Annotated in this window: 20 protein-coding genes; 11 read left to right on the forward strand and 9 right to left on the reverse strand. The window is 74.0% G+C overall.

Annotated elements, in window-relative coordinates; translation table 11 throughout:
- Both VGI02_RS20425 and VGI02_RS20430 read left to right on the forward strand, forming a co-directional pair.
- A partial coding sequence (locus VGI02_RS20425) for a helix-turn-helix transcriptional regulator (RefSeq protein WP_331630252.1) occupies positions 1-1,050 on the forward strand: 1,050 nt, incomplete at its 5' end.
- Between the two features lie 108 nt (positions 1,051-1,158).
- Complete coding sequence (locus VGI02_RS20430) at positions 1,159-1,833, forward strand: GAP family protein (protein WP_331630254.1); 675 nt, start codon at positions 1,159-1,161, stop codon at positions 1,831-1,833.
- A gap of 11 nt (positions 1,834-1,844) precedes the next feature.
- Here VGI02_RS20430 and VGI02_RS20435 read toward each other — a convergent pair whose 3' ends face one another.
- From VGI02_RS20435 to benA, 4 genes are read right to left on the reverse strand one after another with little or no spacing between them, the layout of a single operon-like run.
- Positions 1,845-4,580, reverse strand: coding sequence for a helix-turn-helix transcriptional regulator (locus VGI02_RS20435; RefSeq protein ID WP_331630256.1), 2,736 nt, complete (start codon positions 4,578-4,580; stop codon positions 1,845-1,847).
- A gap of 17 nt (positions 4,581-4,597) precedes the next feature.
- Positions 4,598-7,213, reverse strand: coding sequence for a benzoate 1,2-dioxygenase electron transfer component BenC (gene benC / locus VGI02_RS20440; protein ID WP_331630258.1), 2,616 nt, complete (start codon positions 7,211-7,213; stop codon positions 4,598-4,600).
- A gap of 10 nt (positions 7,214-7,223) precedes the next feature.
- Positions 7,224-7,769 (reverse strand): benzoate 1,2-dioxygenase small subunit, encoded by a 546-nt coding sequence (gene benB, locus VGI02_RS20445; protein WP_331630260.1) that lies wholly within the window; start codon positions 7,767-7,769, stop codon positions 7,224-7,226.
- 2 nt (positions 7,770-7,771) lie between these two features.
- Complete coding sequence (gene benA / locus VGI02_RS20450; protein ID WP_331630262.1) at positions 7,772-9,127, reverse strand: benzoate 1,2-dioxygenase large subunit; 1,356 nt, start codon at positions 9,125-9,127, stop codon at positions 7,772-7,774.
- Positions 9,128-9,425: 298 nt separating this feature from the next.
- On the opposite strand from benA, the gene VGI02_RS20455 reads away from it, so the two are divergent.
- Positions 9,426-10,088, forward strand: a complete 663-nt coding sequence (locus tag VGI02_RS20455; RefSeq protein WP_331630264.1) for a PaaI family thioesterase — start codon at positions 9,426-9,428, stop codon at positions 10,086-10,088.
- Between the two features lie 7 nt (positions 10,089-10,095).
- On the opposite strand, the gene VGI02_RS20460 is transcribed toward VGI02_RS20455, so the two are convergent.
- The gene (locus VGI02_RS20460) at positions 10,096-10,458 is read right to left on the reverse strand and encodes a nuclear transport factor 2 family protein (protein ID WP_331630266.1); all 363 of its coding nucleotides are present in this window, start codon (positions 10,456-10,458) and stop codon (positions 10,096-10,098) included.
- Positions 10,459-10,570: 112 nt separating this feature from the next.
- Here VGI02_RS20460 and VGI02_RS20465 point away from each other — a divergent pair, with 112 nt between their 5' ends.
- Positions 10,571-11,365: an MmyB family transcriptional regulator gene (locus VGI02_RS20465; protein WP_331630268.1), complete on the forward strand. Its 795-nt coding sequence runs from the start codon at positions 10,571-10,573 to the stop codon at positions 11,363-11,365.
- Positions 11,366-11,378: 13 nt separating this feature from the next.
- Here the strand turns inward: VGI02_RS20465 and VGI02_RS20470 are convergent, their stop codons facing one another.
- The 3 genes from VGI02_RS20470 to VGI02_RS20480 are packed head-to-tail and all read right to left on the reverse strand — an operon-like array spanning position 11,379 to position 14,375.
- Positions 11,379-12,344: an NADPH:quinone oxidoreductase family protein gene (locus tag VGI02_RS20470; protein ID WP_331630270.1), complete on the reverse strand. Its 966-nt coding sequence runs from the start codon at positions 12,342-12,344 to the stop codon at positions 11,379-11,381.
- 40 nt (positions 12,345-12,384) lie between these two features.
- Positions 12,385-13,722, reverse strand: coding sequence for a phosphotransferase family protein (locus VGI02_RS20475; protein WP_331630272.1), 1,338 nt, complete (start codon positions 13,720-13,722; stop codon positions 12,385-12,387).
- On the reverse strand, positions 13,719-14,375 hold the full coding sequence (locus VGI02_RS20480; protein ID WP_331630274.1) for a TetR-type transcription factor C-terminal domain-containing protein: 657 nt from the start codon (positions 14,373-14,375) through the stop codon (positions 13,719-13,721). The genes VGI02_RS20475 and VGI02_RS20480 overlap by 4 nt, the downstream gene beginning before the upstream one ends.
- 122 nt (positions 14,376-14,497) lie before the next feature.
- On the opposite strand from VGI02_RS20480, the gene VGI02_RS20485 reads away from it, so the two are divergent.
- From VGI02_RS20485 to VGI02_RS20510, 6 genes are all read left to right on the forward strand, one after another.
- On the forward strand, positions 14,498-15,742 hold the full coding sequence (locus VGI02_RS20485; protein ID WP_331630276.1) for an acyl-CoA dehydrogenase family protein: 1,245 nt from the start codon (positions 14,498-14,500) through the stop codon (positions 15,740-15,742).
- Between the two features lie 150 nt (positions 15,743-15,892).
- Complete coding sequence (helR, locus tag VGI02_RS20490) at positions 15,893-18,079, forward strand: RNA polymerase recycling motor ATPase HelR (protein ID WP_331630278.1); 2,187 nt, start codon at positions 15,893-15,895, stop codon at positions 18,077-18,079.
- Between the two features lie 46 nt (positions 18,080-18,125).
- Entirely contained in the window at positions 18,126-18,872 is a 747-nt protein-coding gene (locus VGI02_RS20495) for a hypothetical protein (protein ID WP_331630280.1), read from the forward strand.
- Positions 18,869-20,086: a nucleotide disphospho-sugar-binding domain-containing protein gene (locus VGI02_RS20500; RefSeq protein WP_331630282.1), complete on the forward strand. Its 1,218-nt coding sequence runs from the start codon at positions 18,869-18,871 to the stop codon at positions 20,084-20,086. The genes VGI02_RS20495 and VGI02_RS20500 overlap by 4 nt, the downstream gene beginning before the upstream one ends.
- Before the next feature lie 130 nt (positions 20,087-20,216).
- Complete coding sequence (locus tag VGI02_RS20505; RefSeq protein ID WP_331630284.1) at positions 20,217-20,978, forward strand: 3-hydroxyacyl-CoA dehydrogenase; 762 nt, start codon at positions 20,217-20,219, stop codon at positions 20,976-20,978.
- Positions 20,979-21,059: 81 nt separating this feature from the next.
- On the forward strand, positions 21,060-21,851 hold the full coding sequence (locus VGI02_RS20510) for an enoyl-CoA hydratase/isomerase family protein (protein WP_331630286.1): 792 nt from the start codon (positions 21,060-21,062) through the stop codon (positions 21,849-21,851).
- A gap of 42 nt (positions 21,852-21,893) precedes the next feature.
- On the opposite strand, the gene VGI02_RS20515 is transcribed toward VGI02_RS20510, so the two are convergent.
- The gene (locus VGI02_RS20515) at positions 21,894-22,562 is read right to left on the reverse strand and encodes a histone-like nucleoid-structuring protein Lsr2 (RefSeq protein ID WP_331630288.1); all 669 of its coding nucleotides are present in this window, start codon (positions 22,560-22,562) and stop codon (positions 21,894-21,896) included.
- A 252-nt stretch (positions 22,563-22,814) separates the two neighbouring features.
- On the opposite strand from VGI02_RS20515, the gene VGI02_RS20520 reads away from it, so the two are divergent.
- Positions 22,815-23,555, forward strand: a complete 741-nt coding sequence (locus VGI02_RS20520; protein ID WP_331630291.1) for an SDR family oxidoreductase — start codon at positions 22,815-22,817, stop codon at positions 23,553-23,555.
- Positions 23,556-23,573: the final 18 nt, after the last annotated feature.

Genomic DNA, 23,573 nt, shown 5'->3' on the forward strand with positions numbered 1-23,573 from the left:
CAGGGCCTCGCCACGCTGGGCGTCCTCGACGCCACCGACCCCCACCGGCGCACCACCGACGTCGCGCGCTCGGCCGACGACCGCGCGACCAGCCAGGGCTGGCAGGACTCGGCCTGGGCCGTCAGCACCCAGATCGTGCTCGCCGTCGCCGCCGTCATGCGCTGCGAACCCGATGCCGCCCACGACCACGTCGAGGCGGCCCGGCACCGCGAGCTCCCCGGCCACCCGCAGCTCACCGCCGCCCTCGGGACCCTTGCCGGCGTCGTCGACCACGACCTCGGGGACCGCCTCGACGGCTGGCGCGGGATGCGGCTGGCCCGCCACCAGGCCGGGGCCCTCGACCTCGAGGACCGCCAGATCGCCTTCGCCGCCCTGTTCGAGCACGCCGCCGCCCTCGATCTCGAGCGGCATCGGGACGCCGCGGAGGTCCTGCGCTGGGCCGCGGCCCGGATCGGGGGCAGCGGCGAGGTCGCCCTCATGCACGCCCGTCAGGACTGGGCGTCCGGACACGGCCCGACGGCCCGGGCACACCTCACGCCCCTGCTCGAGGGCCGGGTGGGCGCCCTCCTGCCCGAGACGCCGCTGGATGCCGATCTGCTCGACGCCGAGATCGCCCTCACCCGCGGCGAACGCACCATTGCACGATCCCGCCTCGACCACGCCCTCGCCCGCGGTGCGGACCTCGACGCGCTGCGCCCGTTCGTCCTCGCCCCCGCCCCGGTCCGCCGGCTGCTCGCCGAGGGCGCGGGCGGGATCGGGGCGCCCCACGGGTTCGTCGACCGGGTCCTCGCCGTCGACCCGGGCGTGACCGGCGCGCCTCCGACCGCGCTCACCGACCGCGAGCGCGCCGTCCTGGCCCTGCTCCCGACCCAGCGCTCGATCCACGAGATCGCCGACGACCTCACCGTCTCGCCGAACACCGTGAAGACCCACCTGCGGGCGATCTACACCAAGCTCGGCGCCTCCAGCCGACGGGACGCGGTCGTCCGGGCCCGCCACGACCACCTGCTGCACGCCCGGTCGGCCGGTGATCTCACCCTCGGGGGATGAGGGCCGCCCGCGGCGCGGCGACGCACGCTGCGCACTCCGAACCCGTCGCCCGGAAGGGCAGGATGCACCGGTGAGCACCCCCGCCCGGCCGCGATCCCTGGAGACGTGGTGAGTCCTGAAGCGATCGCGCTGGGAGTGCTCAGCGCCGTGCGGGCGACGCCGCTCGCCATCGTCTACGCGTTCCTCGCCGGCCAGCAGCCGCGGCGCCTGCTCACGGCCTACGTCATCGCCGGCCTCGTGGTCAGCCTCGTCGTGGGCATCGCGATCGTGACGGTGCTCGGCGCGAGCACCCGGGCTCCGGCCTCGTCGACGACGCGCGACGTCGTCGACATCATCGTCGGGATCGGGGCGCTGTCCTACACCGCGGGCTTCTGGAGCGGCCGGATCGGCAACCGGCCGGAGGGGGAGCCCCGCCGTCGGATGCCGTTCGAGGACGGGAGGCTCGGCCGGCGGCTGCGCAGTCCGTCGTGGCCCCTCGCCGCCGGCCTCGGGGCGGTGACGAACCTCCCGGGCCTGTTCTACCTCGCCGGGCTCGTCGCCATCCTGGGCACGGACCCGACACCGGTGAACGGCGTCGTGCAGGTCGTGATCTACAACATCCTGCGCTTCGCCACCCCGTTCGCCGCGCTGGGCCTCGTGCTCGCGCGCCCCGACGCGACCCGCTCGGTCGTCGAGTCGTTGCAGGACTGGACCCGCCGGAACAGCAGGCTGCTGATCGTCCTGGTGTTCGGCGGGCTGGGCATCTACCTCACGGTCAAGGGGCTCGTCGGGCTCCTCGGTTGACCCCGGTGCCGTCAGTGCTCGTCGCGGTGGAGCCCGGCGAGCTCGGCGCGGGAACGGACGCCGAGCTTCGTGAAGATGCGGGTGAGGTGGTACTGCACGGTCTTCGGGGAGACGTGGAGCTCGGCCGCCGCGTCCTTGTTCGACAGTCCGCGCGCCACCAGGTCGACGACGGCCGTCTCCTGCGCGGTCAGGTCGGTCGCGCCGCGCTCCGGGCGGCTCTGGTGCACCCCGCCCGCACGTAGTTCCCGGTCGCACCGCGCGACGTAGCCGGCTGCGCCCAGGGCGAGGAAGAGCTCGCGGGCCGTGGTGAGCACGGTGTCGGCGTCGCGCCGCTGGGCGAGCCTGCGCAGGGACTGCCCGTAGGCGAAGTGCGCCCGGGCGCGGTCCCACCGCAACGGCGACGCCTCGAGCGCCGCGATCGACGACTCGAACGCGGTGCGGGCGGGCTCGAGGTCGCCGCGCGCGGTGTGCAGGCGTCCCCGGGCCCACGCGAGCCGCGCCAGCTCGGCGGAGTTGCCCTGCTCGTGGGCGCGGCTCTCGTGGCGGGTCAGGAACGCCTCCGCCTCGTCGAGGTGGCCCTCGAGGACGAGGGCGTTCGCGTACACGTCGCGCCACGGCCACCAGCCCGGCTGGGCGACCGCGGTGTGCTCCTGGGCGGTGAGCGGGCGCAGCGCCCGGACGACGGCGCCGTAGTCCGAGCGCACCTCGGCCATCGACGCGCGGGCCAGGCGGCGGGGGACCGCCATGAGCTCGTAGTCGTCGGCGCCGTTGTCGGCCTCGCGCAGCACCCGCTCGGCCCGCTCGGGGTCCCCGCGCAGGCCGTGGATCTGGGCCGCGGTCCAGCCGAGCAGCGGGGTGACGATGACGATCCCGGTCCGCTCGGCCCGGCGCAGACCCTGCGCGACGGCCCGCAGCGCCAGGTCCCAGTCCCCCGCGAGGAAGTGCGCCCGGGCCAACCACCCCGACGCCCACAGCGAGATCCGGGAGGAACCGCCCAACGTCGTCGTGGGGATGGCGCTCTCGAGCTCGGCCCGGGCCTCGTCGAGGTCCCCGACGACGAGGTGGAGCCACCCGTGCCCCATCGTCACCCGCTGAACCTGGGCCCCCTGCCGGATGTGCGCGGAGGCGGCGCGGTACTCCCCCAGCGCCTCCCCGGGGCGCCCGAGAGCGGCCGTGCCCAGGCCGCGCATGGCGAGGGCCTCGACGGCCGCCGGGTGGTCCGCGCCCACGAGCCCGGTGGCACGGTCGGCCCATTCGACCAGGGCGTGCCCGTCCCCCCGGAGCAGCGCGTGCAGGACCCGGCGCTGGCAGATCCAGGCGGCCGTGTCGGCGTCGGTCGCCGGGTCGCAGAGCTCCCAGGCGCGCGTCAGGGCCCGTTCCGCCTGCCCGGTACGGCCGAGCTGGATCGCCAGGTACCCGAGCACGGAGTTGCGGATCGCGGTGTCGAGCAGGTTCTCGACCGCCGGGATCATGGCCTCGGCCTCGAAGACCGCGCCCGCCCCGATCAGGGCGTCGACCGCCCGGATGAGCAGCAGCTCCCGGTCGTCCGGGCGATCGGTGAGCCTGCTCGCCTCCAGGAGCGCGTGGGCGGCGTCGGACCAGGCGCCGTCCGCCGCCTTGACCTGGGCCAGGTCGGCGAGCCGGGAGGCGAGGGCGGAGTCGGGGCCCGGCGTCGCGGCCGCGAGCAGCGCGAGCCGGCGATGGGGTTCGGCGACGGCCTCGGCCGCGCGGTGGCGGATGGCGGCGGCCTCGTACGGGCCCACCAGGTCGAGGACCGCGGCCCGGACCATCGGATCGCTCGGCCCGACCACCGGGAGCGACCGTCCGCCGAATCGGGTGACGAGGCCCCGGCCCGCCGCCTCGCTCAACGGGCGGAGGACCTCGTCGAGGCCTGCCGTGCGGGCGACCTCGTCGAGGCCGGCCGGTTCGGCGAAGCAGGCCACCGTCTCGACGAGGCGGCGCGCGTCGGTGCCGAGCGCGTCGCACTCGTCCTCCACCCGGACGGCGATCTCCTGCGGCGCGGGCAGCCGGAGGTCGGGCACGTCCCACATCTCGGCGGGCAGCTCCTCGAGGAGCGCGAGCACGTGGCGGGGGCTGCCCTGGGTGTGGCGCCGGAGCCGTTCGGTCAGCCAGGGCGGGAGGGGGCGGCCGCGGTCGGCGCAGAGCTCCTCGAGATCGCGGCCCGACAGCGGCCCGAGGGGCAGGACCGTGTCGGCCACCCGCCGCAGCAGCTCCGCGGCCGCCGACGGTCCGCGACCGGGGGTGGCCGCGAGCAGCACGACCACCGGGACCCGGCGGTGGTGCCGGACCAGCGTCGAGAGCGCCCGGAGCGACTCCACGTCGCACCAGTGGGCGTCGTCGACGACGATGCGCACCGGCTGCTCCCCGGCCCGCTCGGCGAGCCGGCGGGCCGCGGCGAAGGCGTCCTCGCCGGCCAGGTCCCCGACGTCGTCGCCGGTCAGCTGGGCGAGGACCGCGTGGGGGCAGGCCGCCTCCCACTCCACGCCCGCCGCGACGAGCACGCCCTCCGGCGCGGCACCCCGGGCCTCGGCGAGCAGGCGGGACTTCCCGATCCCGGCCTCTCCGGTCACCAGCACGGTCCCCCGGCCGCGCCCGACGACGTCGAGCACGGCGCGGCGGACCTCCTGACGCTCGTGGGGCCCGCCCGGGGCGCCGTCGAAGCGCCGCGGGTCGCCGAGCGGGCGGTCGTGCCCGCCGCCCGCGGCGGGTGATGACGCCGTCGTCATGGCCGTGACCGCCCCTCTCAGCCGAGATCGCCCCCGGCGACCGGCAGGACCGAGCCGGTGATGTACGACGCTTCCGGGGACGCCAGGAAGGCGATCGCGGCGGCCTGTTCGTCGAGGGTGCCGTAGCGCTTCATCAACGACGAGTCGACGGTCTGGTCGACGATGCCCTGATACCACTCCTGCTCCTGGTCCGAGGCCGGTCCCGGGCCGCGCGGAGTGCGTCGCTCGGGGGCGTCGGTGCCGCCGGGCGCGGTCGCCGTGACGCGGATGCCGTGCGGGGCGAGCTCGAGGGCGAGCGCCGAGGTGATCGCGTTGACCCCGCCCTTGGCCGCCGCGTAGGGCACGCGGTGCACGCCGCGGGTGGCCACCGAGGACACGTTGACGATCGTGCCCCGACCGCGCTCGATCATGTGCGGGGCCACGGCCCGGCAGGACCACAGGGTGGGCCACAACGACCGCTGGATCTCCGCCTGGATGTCCTCGGGCGGGTACTGGTCGTAGGGCTTCGCCCAGATGGTGCCCCCGACGGTGTGCACCGCGACGTCGATCCGGCCGAACTGTTCGAGCGCGGCCGTCACGACCGCCACCGCGCCCTCCCAGGTCTCCAGGTCGGCGAGGACCGCGATCGCGTCGCCCACGCCCGCCGAGCGGTCCTCGGCGAGGTCGGCGGCGACCTCCTTGACCGGGTCCGCACGGTCGGCGAGGACGACGAGCCCGCCCTCGGCGTGGATGCGCCGTGCGGTGATCTCCCCGATGCCCTGGCCCGCCCCGGTGATCACCACGACGTGGTCGGCGAACCGGCCGGGGGTGACGAACCGGGGGCGCTTCGCGGCGAGCTGGGTGTCCATGGCCCGGCGGGTCGTCGCCTTCGAGCGCTCGGCGTGCTCGGAGATCAGGCGGCGGGCCTCGTCGCGATCTCCGGACTCGACGGCGTCGACGATGTCGAGGTGGTCCTGCGCGCACCGCGGGTCGCACCACGTCGCGCGGCGCAGGGTCTCCTCCATGTGCCCCTTGACCCCGAGGTCCTGGTAGGCGTGCAGGAGGTGCTCGTTGCCGGTCAGCGTGAACAGGTGGTCGTGGAAGGCGGCGTTGGACTCGGTGTACCCCGCGGCGTCGGTGAAGCGCTCGTTCTCGACGTCGACGTAGGGCACCGTGGACTCCGCGAGCAGCCGGTACCCGGCGATCTGCCGGGACGTGATCCGGCCGACGGTGAGCTCCAGGGCGCCGAGCTCGAGGGCCCGGCGCGCGTCGAAGATCGCGTCGGAGACCTGGATCGACGGGTGCTGCTGGCCGATCTCGTAGCCGCCCGCGCTGACGACGCCCGGCGCGGCGGGCCGTTCGGGGGCCGACGGCGCCGCGGCGACCAGCGGTTCGATCGTGGTCGCGCCGAACACGTCCCGGCCGAGCATCCCGCGGGCATCGTCGGCGACGATCAGGTCGTCCTCGTCGGTTGGCTCGGGGTCCAGAAGGTCCGCACGCGCGGTTGCCCGCTCCGCGGCGGGCTCCCCCTGCTCGACCTGCTCGACCTGCTCGACCGAGGGCACGGCCGCGCCGCGCTCGGGCTCGGCGGCCTCGAGGTCCTGCGCGGCGTCCTGCTCGGAATCGGGCTTGGCGGCGAGGGCGAACTTCTCGTAGTAGAAGCCCGACGGCTCGAAGCCCCGCTCGGCGAAGTCCGAGCGCACGGCGTCGACCATCGGCGGTGGGCCGCAGAGGTAGACGGCCGCGTCGCCGTCGTGGAGGTGCACCGCCTCGGCGTGGGCGGTGACGTAGCCCTGCCTCTCGGCGGAGGTGCCCTCGTCGGCGACGGTGTGGACCCAGGTGAACGCGTCGAGCGCACTCTCCAGCGAGGCCAGCGTCTCGAGCCCGACGACGTCGTCGTCGGTGGTCGCCCCGTAGATCAGGTGCGTGGGGCGCGTGCTCCCGCTCGCCCGGAGCCGCCGCAGGATCGCGAGGATCGGGGCGAGCCCGGTCCCGCCGGCGAGCAGCAGCAGCGGTGCCTCGGACTCGCGCAGGAAGAAGCTGCCGTGGGGTCCGGTGAACGGCACGGAGTCGCCGACCGCGGCGTGGTTCTCCACCCAGTCCGACATCACCCCGCCGGGCGAGAGCTTGATCAGGAAGGTGAGTTGCTCGTCGTCGGGACCGCTCGAGAACGAGTAGGACCGGGTCTGATCGGTGCCGGGGACGGCGATGTTGACGTACTGCCCCGGGAGGAAGACCAGCTTCGGGCGGTCCGCGCAGTCGAGCGCCAGCGACATCGTCGTCGACGAGAGCCGCTCGATCCCCGCGACGGTCGCGGTGAACTTCCCGGCGCTGGTCTTCGCGACCGCCGACGTCGTCGGGATCTGCACGACCAGGTCGGTCTTCGGACGCATGCTGCAGGTCAGCACGTAGCCGGCGGCCTCCTCGTCGGGCGCCAGGGCGTCCTCGACGTAGTCGTCCATCTCGAATTCGCCGGACTCGAGGAACGACTTGCACGTCCCGCAGGCCCCGTCGCTGCAGTCCACCGGAATGTTGATCTTGGATCGGTAGGCCGCGTCCATCACCGTCTGGCCCTCGCGGCACCGCACGAAGCGGGTGACGCCGTCCTCGAAGGCCAGGGCCACGTCATGCGTCGTCGCATTCGCTGCACTCATCGCCGTCGCCTCAGAAGTGGTAGATGTCGACGACGTGGTGGATGTAGTCGTTCTTGAGCACCACCGTCTTGCGCCGGATCAACGGTGACGGACCCGAGAAGTCGATCGTGTAGAACGAGGTCCCGTAGTACGGGTCGACCGTCTTGTAGCGGAAGTACATCGTGTGCCAGTTGAAGCGCACGTCGACCAGGTCACCGCGCCGTTCGATCACCTCGACGTTCGAGATGTTGTGGCTGGTGCGCGGTTCGGGGATCGAGGTCGCGCTGGAACGCTCGGTGCGGATGCGGAAGACCCGGTCCTCGAGCCCGCCCTTGTTGCCGTAGTAGATCAGCGAGATCTCGCGCTGGGGGTCCTGGGTGAGCGTGTCGTGGTCGTCCCAGCACGGCATCCAGAAGACGACGTCGTCGGCGTAGCACTCGAGCCAGCGCTCGAACTCGCGGTCGTCGAGGTAGCGCGCCTCGCGGTAGAGGAACTGCTCGATCACGTTCTGGGTGATCAGGGCGTTGCCGGTGGCGCCGGTCGAGCCCGTCGCGGTGGTGCTCCCGGTCGTCGTCACGATCAGGCCTCCTTCTCGGCTGCGAGAGCACCGCGCATGACCTCGAGCCAGTAGCCGTGCTGGACCGGGTACAGGCCCTCGTCCTCGTTCTTCGTCCCGGAGGACACGACGCTGCCCATGCCCAGCGCGGACGCGACCTCGTCCGGCCCGTCGATCCAGTGCTCCACCCCGCGGCTCATGTCGTTCCACGGCGCGGTGGTCCCGGGGAAGGCGAGCTGGCAGGCGCGGAACTCCTCCAGGTCGTCGGGGGTGGCCATGCCCGAGGCGTTGAAGAAGTCCTCGTACTGGCGGATGCGGTTCGCCCGCGCCGTGTCGCTCTCGCCCTTCGGGGCGATGCAGTAGATCGTGACCTCGGTCTGGTTCGGCGCGATCGGGCGGTAGTGCCGGATCTGCGTCGAGAACTGGTCCATCAGGTAGACGTTCGGGTAGAGGCACAGGTTCCGGGAGCCGCGGACCATGAAGTCGCCCTTGGCGTCGCCGAACTGCTCCTTGAGCGAGTCCAGCTCGCTGAACAGCGGCTGGTCCTCCGGGTTCGCCTTCCAGGTCCACAGGCAGAGGTGACCGTGCGGGAAGGACCAGTAGCCGCCGCCCGACTTCCCCCAGCCGCCCGCGTCGAGCGCCTTCGTCTCGTTCTTCGACTCGCCGCTCTCGCGGCGCGACGTCGTCGCAGCGTAGTTCCAGTGCAGGGCGGTGACGTGGTAGCCGTCGGCGCCGTTCTCGGCCTGCACCTTCCAGTTGCCGTCGAAGGTGTAGGTCGACGCGCCGCGCAGCACCTCGAGGCCCTCGGGCGACTGGTCGACCATCATGTCGATCAGTTCCGTGGTGTCGGCGAGGTGCTCGGTCAGGGGCACGACGTCGGGGTTGACGCTGCCGAACAGGAACCCGCGGTAGCTCTCGAACGCCGGCACCCTGGTCAGGTCGTGGGACCCGTCGGTGTCGAAGTTCTCCGGGTAGCCCGCCCCCTCGGCGTCCTTGACCTTGAGCAGCGTGCCGTCGTTGCGGTAGGTCCACCCGTGGAACGGGCAGGTCAGCGTGGTGCGGTTGTCCCGCTTCTTGCGGCAGAGCATCGAGCCGCGGTGGGCGCAGGCGTTGATCAGACAGTGCAGCTGCCCGTCCTTGTCGCGGGTGATCACGACGGGCTGGCGGCCGATGTAGGTGGTGAAGTAGTCGCCCGGCTCGGCCACCTGGCTCTCGTGGGCCAGGTAGATCCAGTTGCCCTCGAAGATGTGCTTCATCTCGAGCTCGAAGATCTCTTCGTCGGTGAAGATCCGGCGGTTGGCCTTCACCACACCGGACTCGCGATCGTCGACGACGGCGTCGTCGAGCACCTGCCCGACTCGGTCGAGGCTCTGCGTCATCGCACCCTCCCAGGTGGTGGTGTCCGGGCGGGCCGGACCAGGAAGTTCGTGCCTCGCACGGTCCTCGACGGTGGTCGGCGACACACCGGGCATGTGCCTAGTCCTGACCTGGGCCCCCTGCCACCTCCGCCACCACACGTCCGCAACCGGGTCACCGCGACCCGGTTGCACGAGAGCACTGTGCGACGTCGGGTCGCCGCGGTGACGGAGGGCATGTTCCGGCGGCCCGGATCGACGCGTTGACTCGGTGGCGAGCAGGCTGCCCGGAGCGGCCACATCCCGGAGTCAGGAGCAGCACGTGAGCGACGAGTCGTCCGATCCGTCCCGCCTCGAGCCGGTGGCGCCCGCGGCGATCGTCCGGACCGATGCGTCGATCACGGACCGGACCTGGGACGGCGCACCCGTTCCGGAGGGTTACACCGACATGATCGACGGGCTCCGCGAGCTCCTCGACCGCGTCGCCGCCGCGTCCCCGAGCGCGGACCTCGTGGCGAGCACGACCAAGACCGTGGCCGAGCTGAACGACCGGCTCGCCGAGTGCGAGGTCCCCGAGCCCGACCAGCTGTCAGGCCGGCTCATCACCGTGCCCGGCCGGGCACAGCTCGCCGTGCCCGCCCTGTACATCGACGAGCTCGGTGACGAGCACATGACCGGCCGGGTGACCTTCGGCAGGCACTTCCTGGGTAGCAACGGCGTCGTCCACGGCGGGGCGATCCCCCTGCTGTTCGACGACCTGCTCGGCCGGCTCGCCATCGTCGGCGACCGCCCCCGCTCGCGGACGGCCTCTCTCCACACCGACTACCGGTCGGTCGCGCCGATCGACCGCACGCTGCTCGTGGCGGCCCGTGTCGACCGCCAGGAGGGCCGCAAGATCTTCCTCCGCGGCACGCTCCACGACGGCGACCGGCTCTGCGCGGAGGCCGAGGGACTCTTCGTGGTCCTGCGCGAAGGGCAGCAGTGACGGCGGCTCAGCCCGGCACGCGGTCGAGGAAACCCAGCACACTGGTGACCCGGTCCTGCGCGTCCAGCGTCACCACGTCGAACCCCGCGACCGGGGCCGGGCCGTCGGCAGGCCCCAGCTCCCAGCGGAACCGGGCCTGGCGGTGGTGGCCGTCGACGTCGCCGAGCAGCCGGAACTCGAAGCCCGGGAACTGCTCGTGCACGCCGCCGATCAGCGCCGTGATCTGGTCGGGGCCCGTCACGTCGGCGAGCGGGTCGACGTAGCTGCCGTCCGCCGCCCACAGTGCCGCGACGCGGCCGTGCCTGCTCGCCGGGTCGGTCTCGTTCCACGCGGCGATGTAGCGCCGGGCCAGGTCGGTGAAGTCGCTCATCTCGTCCTCCTCGGTGATCGGATGCCGAGAAGCCTGACCGGCGCGAGGTAGCCGGGTCGATGACCTCCGAGGTCATGGATCCCGACGGCGGGCGCTCCTAGCGTCTGCGGGCATGACCACCACCGCGGCGTCGCCCGGCGAGCTGCTGCGCGGCTGGCGGACCCGTCGCAGGCGCAGCCAGATGGACCTCGCCCTCGACGTCGGGGTCTCGACGCGGCACCTCAGCTTCGTCGAGACCGGCCGCTCCCGGGCCAGCCGCGAGCTGCTGCTCGATCTGGCCGACCACCTCGAGGTGCCGCTGCGCGAGCGCAACACCCTGCTCCTCGCCGCGGGGTTCGCCCCGACCTACAGCGAGTCGAGGATGGACTCCGCCGACCTCGACGCCGTCCGCGAGGTGCTGGGCCACCTGCTGGCCGGGCACGAACCGTTCCCGGCGCTGGTCCTCGACCGCTGCGGCGACGTCGTCATGACCAACCGCGCCGTGGCGCCCCTGCTGGCCGGGCTCGACCCCGCCTGGGCCACGCCGCCGGTGAACGTCTACCGGCTCAGCCTGCACCCCGACGGGCTCGCCCCGCGCATCCGCAACCTCGAGCAGTGGTCGGGTCACCTGCTCCACCGGCTCGAGCGCCTCACCGACCTGACCGGTGACCCGCGGTTGGCCGCGCTGCTCACCGAGGTCCGCGGGTACGCACCGGCGGGTACGGCGGCGCCGCAGCGCTCCGAGCACGTCGTGCTCCCGCTGCACCTGGCCCATCCCGACGGCGAGCTGAACCTGTACTCGACGATCACCCATTTCGGCGCCGCCTGGGACGTGACGCTCGACGAGCTGTCGGTCGAGACGTTCGTGCCGGCGGACGCCGCCACGCGCGAGCGGCTCGCCCGGTGGACGCCCCCGGTCGAGGGGTGACGGCGACTGTCAGCTACGGCGCAACGACGACCTTGCCGAGGACGGTGCGGTCCTCCAGCGCGGCGACCGCCTCGCCCGCCCGCTCCAGGGGGTACGTGGCGCTCACCGGCGGGTCGAGGGCGCCCGATTCGAGCAACGGCACGATCCGGTCCCACTCCCGGCGCTGCGCACCCGGCCGCGGGATCGCGTAGGCGCCCCACCCGACGCCGCGGACGTCGACGTTGTTCAGCAGCAGGCGGTTCACCTTCACGCTCGGGATGTCCCCCGCGGTGAAGCCGAGGACCAGCAGCCGCCCGAGCGGCGCGAGGCAGCGCACCGAGTCGGTGAAGCGGTCACCACCGACCGGGTCGACCACCATGTCGACGCCCTCGCCGCCGGTCAGCTCCTTCACCGCGTCCTTGAAGCCGTCGAGGAGGACCGCCTCGTGCGAGCCGACCGAGCGGACGAACTCGGCCTTCTCGGGAGTCGAGACCACCGAGATCACGCGGGCGCCGAGCGCCGCGGCGAGCTGGATCGTCGCGGTACCGACGCCCCCGGCGGCGCCCTGCACCAGCACCGTCTCGCCGGATTCGAGACGCCCGCGCAGACCCAGCGCGAACGACATCGTCAGGTAGTTCATCGGCAGGCACGCACCGGCCGCGAACGACACGGCGTCGGGCAGCGGGAAGACGTTCTGCGCCGGCACCGTCACCACCTCGGCGAAGGCGCCGATCGTGCTCGTCGCCGCGACCCGGTCGCCGGGTGAGAAGCCGCTGCCGGGCTCGGCCCGGCGCACCGTGCCCGCGAGCTCTCCGCCCAGGACGAACGGCCGGTCCGGCTTGTACTGGTAGCGGTCGTGGCTCAGCAGCAGGTCGGGGAAGTTGACGCCCGCGGCGGCCACGTCGATGAGCACCTCGCCCTCGGCCGGTACGGGCTCGGGCACCTCGGCGGTCTCGAGGGCGGCCGGGCCGTCGGTGGTCACCACTCGTACTGCGCGCACGTGCGCCTCCGGTGTCGGTCGTCGTCTGTCGGGTCACGGCTCAGGGTCGGATGAACGGGTAGCGCGGGTTCGCGACGGCGAGCCGCGCGAGCGTCCCGGACCGTACGGCGGTCCGCACCTCGGGCCGATCGGGGTCGAGGGTGCCGCGACGCAGCGCCGCGGCCAGCTCCGCGTCGTCGGCGCACCCCACGACGTCGAGGCTCGCCCGGTGGCGCGGGTCGGGGGCAGCGCCGAGCTCGCGGCGGGCCACGCCGAGCGCGGTGCGGGCCACCCGGGAGAGGTAGCGGGATCGGTCGTCACCGGGGACCAGCTCGTCGGACAGGAAGCCCACGACGGCACCGAGGAGCTCGTCGACGGTCGGGCGCTCCGCCGCGGGGTCGGCGACGGCGACGGCGCGAGGGTCGGCGAACCCCTCGAGATCGGCCTCGTCGACCCAGCCCAGCGCGAGCAGCGCGTCGTACTCGGCCTCCACGGCCCGGCGGCCGAGCGTGGCCATCTCCACCGACTGCTCCGACCCGCCGAGGTGGCGTTCGGCCTGCATCCGGCAGATCACCGCCCAGTGCACGCACCCGTAGATCTCCCACCAGCGCACGGCGTCGGGGTCCGGCGCCTCGCCCGCCACCTCGGCGTAGCCCGCGAGCAGCTCGTCCCGGGTGCCGAAGCCCCCGACCTCCGGTGCGGCACCGAAGCGCCACGCCCGCACGCACACCCAGCCGAGGTCCTCGCGGGGGTCGCCGAGATGGGCCAGCTCCCAGTCGAGGACCGCGGCGAGCCCGTCGGGAGCGACGAGCAGGTTCCCGTGGCGGAAGTCGCCGTGGACGAGCGCGGGACCTGCCGCGGGCGGGCGGTGCGCCTCCAGCCACCGCAGCACGGCCTCGACGCTGGGCCGGGCCTGGCCGAACCCGTCGTGCTGGGTCCGCAGCGCCGCGAGCGGGTCTCCGAGCTCTTCCAGCGCGGGCACCTCGGCCGGGTCCACGGCGTGGATGCCGGCGAGCACCCGGCCCAGCTCGCGGGCGAGCCCCGCCCGGGCCGGGGCCCAGCGCTCGTCGCGCAGCACGCGCGTCGGGAGGCTCTCCCCCGCGACCCACGCGACGACGAGGTACGGCGAGCCGACCGCGTCGGTCCCGTCGCCGGTGGCCACGAGCGCGGGTACCGGAACCCCGGCCCGCGCCGCGGCGCGCAGGCACTCCGCCTCGCGGACCATCTCGACCGGACGCGGGACACCGGGCGGGTCGCGGCGCAGCACGAGCGGGCGGCCGTCCACCGCGAAGGCCCAGGTCTCCCGGCTCGCGCCCGCCGAGAGCCGCCGCAGCCCCGAGACCGGGCCGGCGCCGAGCACCTCGGCCAGCCCGGCGGCGAGGTCGTCCGGCGCGCTCATCGGCGGTGGCCCACGGCGTCGAGGGCGATCGCCCGGTGCCGGGCCACGATCTCGTCGGCATCGAGCGCGCCGCCGGGCCGGTACCAGGTGGCGACGCTCGTGGCGGCCGCCGTGACGAACCGGGCGGCGTCGTCGGGGTGCTCGGTGGCGAAGGCCCCACGGCGCACCCCGTCTCGCACCACGCGGTCGAACAGGCGCTGCTGCGCGTCGCGCTTCGCCACGATGAGGGCCCGCCCGGGCGGCTCGAGCGCCCGCAGCTCGCTGTTGCCGATGAGGCTCTCCCGCTGGGACTCCATGTGCACCCGCACGTGCGCGGCGACGATCGCACCGAGGCGCTCGGCCGGGTCGGGACCGGCCAGGTCCAGCGCGTCCTCGGTGGCCCGGACGAGGACGTCGAGCCCGCGATCGCAGATGGTCACCAGCAGGCCCTGCTTGGAGTCGAAATGGTGGTAGAGGATCGCCGGGCTGGTGCCTGCCGCGGAGGCGATGTCGCGCACCGAGGCGCCGTGGTAACCGCTGCGCCCGATCACCTCGACGGCGGCGGCGAGCAGCGCGGCCGCGGTCGGCTCGTCGTCGGGCCGGACGAGGACCGAGGGCGCGGGACGCCCGGGACCCCGACGTGTCGACGGTGCAGCGCTCCCGGCACGAACCATGGCCCACAGCCTCGCCCACGCCGAACGCTCGTTCAAGACTCTCTTGACTCCCTGGGCTGCTGACTCCTAGCTTCGAATGAACGCTCGTTCGACGGCGACGGCGCCAGTGGAGGTTCCGGGGCATGACTGACGAGGGCACCGACGGGTTCCTGACCGCGCTCGACGCGTTCATCGCCGAGCAGATCGACCCGCTGGTCGAGCAGGACGACAACGTCCGCTTCTTCGACCACCGCCGCGAGTGGGCCCGCACCGACTTCGAGGGCGGCGGGCTGCCCCGGCCGGAGTGGGAGGAGCTGCTCGGCGAGGCCCGCCGCCGGGCCGACGCCGCGGGCTTCTACCGCTACTCGCTCCCGGAGGAGCTCGGCGGACAGCACGGGTCCGACGCCGCCATGGCCGCCATCCGCGAGCACCTGGCCCACCGGGGGCTGGGACTGCACAACGACCTGCAGACCGAGCACTCCGTCGTCGGGAACCTGGTGTTCGCCCACCTGCTGCACCTGTTCGGCACCCCCGAGCAGCGCGAGGAGCTGGTGGAGGGGGTGATCACCGGCGAGCGCGGGCTCGCGTTCGGGCTCACCGAGCCGGACCACGGCAGCGACGCGACCTGGATGGAGACCACCGCCCGGCGCGACGGCGACGACTGGGTCGTCACGGGCGCGAAGCGGTGGAGCACCGGGGTGCACCACGCGAGCCACGAGATGGTCTTCGCGCGGACCTCCGGCGACGCGGGGAACGCCCGGGGCATCACCGCATTCCTCGTCCCCACCGACGCGCCCGGGTTCGAGGTCCCCTTCTACTGGTGGACACTCAACATGCCCACCGACCACGGCGAGGTGCTGCTGCAGGACGTGCGCGTGCCGTCGTCGGCGATGTTCGGCGGCGAGGGCGAGGCCCTCGCGATCGCCCAGACGTTCGTGCACCAGAACCGCATCCGGCAGGCGGCGTCGAGCCTCGGCGCGGCGCAGTACTGCATCGACCGCGCGGTGGCGTACGCGACCGAGCGGCACACGTTCGGCCGGCCGCTGGCGAGCAGGCAGGCCATCCAGTGGCCGCTGGTGGAGCTGCACACCGAGGCCGCGATGCTGCGGGCGCTGATCCGCGAGACCGCGGCGGCGCTCGACGTGTGCCGGGACGAGGGCAGGCCCGAGGTGTCGATCGGCCACCAGGTCTCGATGGCCAACTACCGGGCCAACCGGCTGGTCTGCGACGCCGCCGACCGCGCCATGCAGGTGTTCGGCGGGCTGGGCTACTCGCGCCACGAACCGTTCGAGCACATCTACCGGCACCACCGCCGCTACCGCATCACCGAGGGGGCCGAGGAGGTCCAGATGCGCCGGGTGGCGGGGCAGCTCTTCTCGTTCCTGTAGCGCCAAATCCCGGAGCGCCACGGCGGGAAGGTGGGAGAACCACTCCCTTCCACTATGAACCTATAGCGCGTGACGGGGCTTGCGGCAAGACCCGGGTCGGAGCGCAGGATCACCGACCGTTCCTGGATTTGCCGACGGTTGCGGGGGTTTGTGCCGACTCAGGGGTACGACGACGAAGTACGTTCCGAGGCCCGCCACCTGGCCGGGCTCTACGCGCGGCTCGACGACGAGCGCGAGCGGGCGAAGGGCGAGTACGTCGCGGCGATGCGGGGGGACGAGGAGTCCCCCATGGAGCGGGACGTCCGGGTGCGCGCGACGGCGAAGCAGATGTCGCGGCTCGACGTCGCGGACAACGGGCTGTGCTTCGGACGGCTGGACACCGTCGACGGCGAGCACTCGTACATCGGCCGGATCGGGCTGCGCGACGAGGTGACCGACGAGCCGATCCTGCTCGACTGGCGGGCCCCGGCCTCGCGGGCCTTCTACATCGCGACCGGCGCGCACCCGGAGAACATGCGCAGGCGCCGCCAGTTCCACACGCGGGGACGGCGGCTGGTCGACTTCACCGACGAGGTCCTCGGCCGTCCCGCCGGCGGCGACGGGGGCGGGGAGGACACCGCGCTGCTCGCGGCGGTCAACGCCCCGCGCGGCGAGGGCATGCGCGACATCGTCGCGACGATCCAGTCCGAGCAGGACGAGATCATCCGGCTCGACCACCCGGGCGTCACCGTGATCGAGGGCGGCCCGGGCACCGGGAAGACCGTCGTGGCGCTGCATCGTGTGGCGTACCTGCTCTACACCCAGCGGGAGCGCATCGAACGCCACGGCGTCCTCGTGGTCGGGCCCAATCCGGCGTTCCTCGACCACATCGGTCGGGTGCTGCCGTCGCTGGGCGAGTCCGACGTCGTGTTCATGACGCCGGGCGACCTCGTGCCCGGCGTCCACGTCACCGCCGAGGACACCCCGGAGGCCACGCGACTCAAGGGCTCGCGGGCGATCCTGCCCGTGCTCGCCGCGGCGATCGCGGACCGCCAGCGGCTGCCGGAGTACCCGCTGGAGCTCCCGCTCAAGGACCTCACGGTGCTGATCGACCCCGACACCGCGCGGTGGGCCCAGGAGGAGGCGCGCGCGAGCGGGCGGGCGCACAACGAGGCCCGCGCGGTGTTCACCGAGATCATCACCTACGTGCTCACCGAGCGGGCGATCGGCCGGATCGGCCGGGGCTGGCTGACCCGGGACGACCGCGCGGCCTGGGAACGGATGCGCGGCGATCTGCTCGCCGAGCTGGCGAACAGCGAGCGGTTCATCGCCGTGATCGACGAGCTGTGGCCGGTCCTGACCCCGGAGACGCTGCTGTCCTCGCTGTACTCGTCCCCCGAGCAGCTGGAGGCGGCGGGCGCGGACCCGGCGCTGTGGCGCGCGGACGGCGACGCGTGGACGGTGCCGGACGTGACGCTGCTCGACGAGCTGGTCGACCTCCTGGGTCGCGACCCGGCCGCGGAGAAGGCGGACGAGGGCGCCCGGCAGGACCAGCGGACCGAGGCCGAGTTCGCCGAGGCCGTCGTGGACATGCTGTCCTTCGACCGCGAGGAGCTGGACGAGGACCTCGGGGTCCAGGTCAACGACCTGCTCCACGCCGAAGGCCTGGCCGAGCGCTTCTCCGAGCGCGACACCCGCGGGCTCGTCGAGCGCGCGACCTCCGACCGGGACTGGACCTACCGCCACGTCGTCGTCGACGAGGCCCAGGAGCTGTCCGAGATGGACTGGCGGGTGCTGATGCGGCGCTGCCCGGGCCGGTCGTTCACCGTCGTCGGCGACCTCGCCCAACGCCGGTCGCCGGCGGGCGCGACGTCGTGGGCGGCGATGCTGGAGCCCTATGTCCCCGGCCGCTGGGAGTACCGGTCGTTGACGGTCAACTACCGCACGCCGGCGGAGATCATGGCCGTCGCGGCGGCCCTGCTCGCGGAGTTCGCCCCCGACGTCGTGCCGCCGGAGTCGGTGCGCGCGAGCGGCGTCGCGCCGTGGTCGTGCCGGGTCACCGACGACGGGCTGACCGCCGCCGTCGAGGAGTTCGTGCGCGACGAGGCGGGCCGCGAGGGCACCAGCGTGGTCATCGGGCCGGCGGGCACGCCGGGCGCGGTGCCGCCGTCGGCGACGAAGGGCCTGGAGTTCGACGCCGTCCTGGTCGTGGACCCGGACCGCATCCTCGCCGACGGGGTGCACGGCGCGGCCGACCTCTACGTCGCGCTCACCCGCGCCACGCAGCGCCTCGGCGTCGTGCACCGGGGCGCCCTGCCCGGTGCGCTCCGCGCCGGGGGGCACTTTTCCACCTCCTAGCACGGGTTGGTGCTCACAGGGCGGGGTCACGTGCACCATGGCGGGCGTGACCGCAGGCATGCAGCGCACGGACCTGGTCCTGCGCCTGCCCAGCGCCGGTCCGGAGCCGGTCCCGCTGGACCGTGCGCTGGACGCCGTCGTCGGCTACGCCCGCGGCCTGCGCTCGCTGCGCTTCCGGTCCCCCGGCACGCCCGAGGGCCGGTGGGTGCAGGTGCCCGCGTTCGGGTGGGCCCGCTTCGACGCCCGTCCGGCGAGCGCGGGTCTGGACGCCGACGTCCTGCTCGCCGAGGGCCTGCACGGGCGCCTCGACGAGGCCGGGTGGCAGGACGTCCACGACGCCCTCGACCGGGTGGCGCCGCTCGTCGAGGCGCTGGTGGCCCGGGCCGAGGAGCGGCCGTTCTGGACCCTGCCCGACGACGAGCTCTCGGTGCTCGCCGAGCCCGGCACGGCGGGCGCGCTGCTGCGGCGCATCGGCCAGGACGCCGGGGCGCACTCCGGGCACGTCCTCGCCGCCCTGCACCACCGCCACCCCGGCCTCGTCCCGCACCTCACCCGGACGACCCGCCGCGCGCTGCTGCCCCACCTCGAGGAGGGCGACAGCGGCGTCGAGGCCGTGATCGGCCGCGAGCTGCGCGCGAACGCCGACGCGTTCGCGGAGCTGGAACGGGCCGCGGCCGCCGCGACCGGCGACGCCCACCCGACCCGCCTGCGGCTGCACGACATCCTGCTCTGGCTCACGACCACCCTGCGCCTGGCCCACGCCGAGGCCGCCGGGCGAGGAGACGCCCGGTGAGAGCGCTGTTCGCGACGGCGCCCGGCCACGGCCTCACGCTGCCGCTGGTGCCGCTGATGTGGGCTGCGCGGGCGGCCGGGCACGAGGTGCTGCTGGCGACCACGTCCGAGATGGTCGCCGTCGGGTCGGCGGCCGGGCTCCCGGTGTTCGACGTGTTCCCGCAGCGCGACGTGTGGGGCGACCTGATGGCGCGGGTGATGTCGGGCGGCGAGCCCGACGAGGACCTCCCCGAGGAGTACCGGCTCGCCGCGGATACGGGCAATCCGTTCGGGCTCTTCACGGTGACGATGACCGAGGGGACCGTCGAGGCAGGCCGCGCCTTCGGCCCCGACCTGGTCGTGCACACCTCCGACCACGCCGCGGGCATGCTGGCCGCGACCGCGCTCGACGTCCCCGCCCTCGAGGTGGGCAACCGGGTGTCGTGGTCGGTGCGCGACGCCGACTGGCGCGCCGGGCACCACGTCTTCGGCGAGGACGAGATCAGCGACCGCGTGCGGGACCGGCTGGGCATCGGCAGGGCGAAGCCGGGACCGGTCGCCCGGATCGATCCCCGCCCGCCCAGCATGGGCGGGATGGCGGCCGGGCTGGAACAGCTCGACGAGCGCGACGGGGCGCCCTGGTGGCCGATGCGGTTCGTCCCCTACAACGGCGGAGGCGCCGTCCCGGACTGGGCGCTGCACCGCCCCGCACGACCCCGGATCGCGGTCACGCTGGGCACCGTCGTCCCGGTGATGAGCGGGGTCACCAACCTCACCGTCGTCATCGAGGCCCTCGGCGGCATGGACGTCGAGGTGGTCCTCGCCGCCGGGACCACCGACCTCACCGACCTCGGCGAGCTCCCGGCCAACGTCCGGTCGGTCGGGTACCTGCCGCTCGCGTCGTTCCTGCCGACCTGCGCGGCGATCGTGCACCACGGCGGCTCCGGCACCACGGCGGCACCGCTGTTCTACGGCGTCCCCCAGCTCGTGCTGCCGGCCTTCGCGGACAACCCGCTCGCCGCGGCGCGGGTCGTCGAGCGCGGTGTGGGGCTCTCCGACGACCCGGCGACCGTCGACGCCGCCACCGTCCTCCGCCTGGTCGAGCGGCTGCTCACCGAGGACACGTTCCGCACCGCCGCCGCGGAGGTCCGCGCCGAGATGGCCCGCCAGCCGAGCCCCGCCGCCGTCGTGGACCGGGCGGCCGCGGCGCTGCTCGAGGTGCCGTCCCCGCGGTAGAGCTCCCGACTCCACGACCGGGCCGGTGCCGCCTCACGCCGACGGGCGCCACTCCGTAGCCTCCGGCGTGGCGCCGGATCTCCGACGTCGACGCTCCGGGAGCGCCCCCTTCAGGAAGGACCCTGCCCTCATGGACATCAACGGCTCCGTCGCCCTCGTCACGGGCGGCGCCTCGGGTCTCGGCCTGGCCACCACCGAGAAGCTGGTGGACGTGGGCGCGAAGGTGCTGATCGTCGACCTCCCCAGCTCGCCGGGCGAGTCGGTCGCGGCCAAGTTCGGCGACGCGGTGCGCTTCGTCCCCACCGACGTCACCGACGAGGCCCAGGTCATCACGGCCCTCGACGCCGCGGCCGAGCTCGGCACGCTGCGCGTCGCGGTGAACTGCGCGGGCATCGGCAACGCCCACAAGACCGTCGGCAAGGAGGGCCCGTTCCCGCTGCCGGACTTCACCAAGGTCGTCACGGTCAACCTGGTCGGCACGTTCAACGTGATCCGGCTGGCCGCCGAGCGGATCGCGAAGACCGAGCTCGTCGACGGTGAGCGCGGCGTCATCATCAACACCGCCTCGGTCGCGGCGTTCGAGGGCCAGATCGGGCAGGCCGCCTACTCGGCGTCCAAGGGCGGCATCGTCGGGATGACGCTGCCGATCGCCCGGGACCTCGCGAACCTCGCCATCCGCGTGGTCACGATCGCGCCCGGGCTGTTCGAGACCCCGCTGCTCGGCAGCCTGCCCGAGGACGTCAAGGACGCCCTGGGCAAGCAGGTGCCGCACCCGTCGCGGCTCGGCCGGCCCTCGGAGTACGGCGAGCTCGCCGCTCACATCGTGTCGAACCCGATGCTCAACGGCGAGACGATCCGCCTCGACGGCGCGATCCGTATGACCCCGCGGTAGCGCCGACCGACTCCGGGGCGCCCCTCACCGGAGGGGCACCCCGCCGGCGCCGGAGCGACCGGCACGACGTGAGGAGAACAGATGAGCGTGACGACGGAACGCCACGACGGGGTGGCGACCGTGACGGTCGACCGACGCGACCGCCGGAACGCGCTGGACCGCGAGTCGTTCCGTGTGCTGGAGGCCGAGTTCACCGCGCTGGCCGCCGACGCGGATGTCCGCGTCGTCGTCGTCACGGGGGCCGGCGGGGACTTCTGCTCCGGAGCGGACCTCTCCGCGGTCGACCAGGACGCCCACCCGCTGGGGTCGATGGAGCAGATCAACCGGGCGGCGATGGCCCTGCACCGCGTTCCGCAGCCCACGATCGCGAAGGTCGACGGGGTCGCCGTGGGCGCCGGGCTCAACCTCGCCCTGGGCTGCGACCTCGTGGTCGCCTCGGACCGGGCCCGCTTCTCCGAGATCTTCAGCAAGCGCGGGCTGTCCGTCGACTTCGGCGGCAGCTGGCTGCTCGTCCAGCGGGTCGGACTGCACGTCGCGAAGGAGCTGTGCCTCCTGTCCGACGTCCTGCCCGCCACCCGGGCCGTGGAGATGGGGATCGTGAACCGTGTGGTGCCCGCCGACGAGCTCGACGCCGCGGTCGCTGCCTGGGCCGACCAGCTGGCGGCCGGCCCGCCCACGGCCATGACGCTGACCAAGCGACTGCTCGACCAGGTCGCGAGCCTGTCGTTCGAGGACGCCCTCGACCGTGAGGCGCACGCCCAGACGGTCAATCTCATGGGGTCCGACACCTCGGAGGCCTTCGCCGCCTTCCGCGACAAGCGCGAGCCCCGGTTCACCGGTGGGTGGCAGGGCCCGTCCGCCGCCGCGGGCTGACGGGCACGGCGCCCGGCGGGGTCGCCCTGCCGGGCGCCGGTCTCAGGCCTGGCGCTTCTCCCACGCGCGGTAGTTGCTGATGAGGTCCTTCTTCAGCTGACCGCGCGGCTTGACCTCGATGCCCTCCTCGACGGCCCAGGCCCGGATCGTCTCCCGCTCGGTGCCGGTCAGCCCGTCACGGCCGCGGGTCTCCTCGCCGTCGGTCGCACCCGCCGGCTCGGCCGGCGTCTTCGGTGCGGCCGGCGTCTTCGGTGCGGCCGGGGTCTTCGGTGCGGCCGCACTCACCGGCTCGGTCGAGACCTTCGGCCCGGTCCCGTTCCCGTTCCCGGAGTGGGGCAGCTGAGCGGGATCGCCCGCCTCGAACGCCCCGACCACCCGCGCGGGGATCCGGCCGCGCTCGGCCAGGACGACACCGTGCTCGGCGGCCCAGGACCGGATCTCGCCGTTGGTGCTGCGCGAGCGCGCCGGCACCGTGCCTGCGGACGGGGAGGCGGCGGCACGAGGTGCCGCGGCGACCGGGCGGGCAGCCTGCCGTCCGCCGGTGCGGCGCGCGGCCGAGGCGTAGGGGGCCAGGATCTGCCGCAGCGACTCGGCGTGCTCCGCCGTCAGGTCGATCTCGTAGTCCGCGCCCTCGAGCCCGAAGGAGACGCTCTCGTCCGCCGTCGTGCCGTCCAGGTCGTCCACGAGGGTGACAAGGGTCCGCGTCGCCATCGGCGTCCTGCTCCTATCGGTATCCGGGAACGAGCGGCGCCGGCCGGGTGGCCCACGCCGCCCAGCGGGAACGGCCGCCGCCTGCTGATCAACGATCGCCCGGACGTGATTCGTAGCAGAACCGGCGGCTCCGGGCGCTCTGACGGCATGGACCGGGGACGATGTGAGCGGTATCACGGTCCGTCCGCGACGGATCCGGCGCGGTGCGCGGGTCTCGATGCACGTCCCGACCCGCAGGCCCCAGGAGCTCCCATGTCCGACATCTTCTCGACCGCCGTGGTCACCGGCGCCTCCCGCGGCTTCGGCCGCGCCATCGCCGCCGCGCTCGTGGACGCCGGCGCCGACGTCGTCGGCATCGCCCGGGGCGAGGCGGACCTCGCCGCGACCCGCCGGGACCTCGGCGGGCGCTTCGTCCCGATGGTCGCCGACGCGACCGACGACACGCTCGCGCGGGAGGTGGTCCACGCCCGGCGGCCCGGCGTGCTCGTTCTCAACGCCGGGGCGGTGCCCCACATGGCGCCGGTGCAGGAACAGACGTGGGAGACGTTCAGCCGCGCGTGGGAGGTCGACACCCGGCACGTCCTGGCCTGGACCCGCGCCGCGCTGCTCGAGCCGCTGGCCCCCGGCAGCGTCGTCGTCTCGATCTCCAGCGGTGCGGCGCTGCACGGCTCGCCGCTCAGCGGCGGGTACGCGGGTGCGAACGCCGCGATCCGTCACGTGCGCGCCTACGCGGCCGAGGAGTCCGACCGGGCCGCCCTCGGCATCCGGTTCGTGACCCTGCTCCCGCAGATGACGCCGACGGCGGGGGTCGGCGCCGCGGGCGTCGCCGGTTACGCCGCACGCCGGGGCGTCGACCCGGACACGCTCGTCGCGGAGATGGGGACCGTCCTGTCCCCCGGGGCCGTCGGCGCCGCCGTCGTCGACCTGGTGAAGAACCCGGGCGCCGCGCCCGAGCAGGCGATCACCGGGGCCGGACTCCGGCCGGTCGCCTGATCCGCGTGAGGGAGGACC

It is taken from the genome of Actinomycetospora sp. (assembly GCF_036497245.1).
Classification (GTDB): domain Bacteria; phylum Actinomycetota; class Actinomycetes; order Mycobacteriales; family Pseudonocardiaceae; genus Actinomycetospora.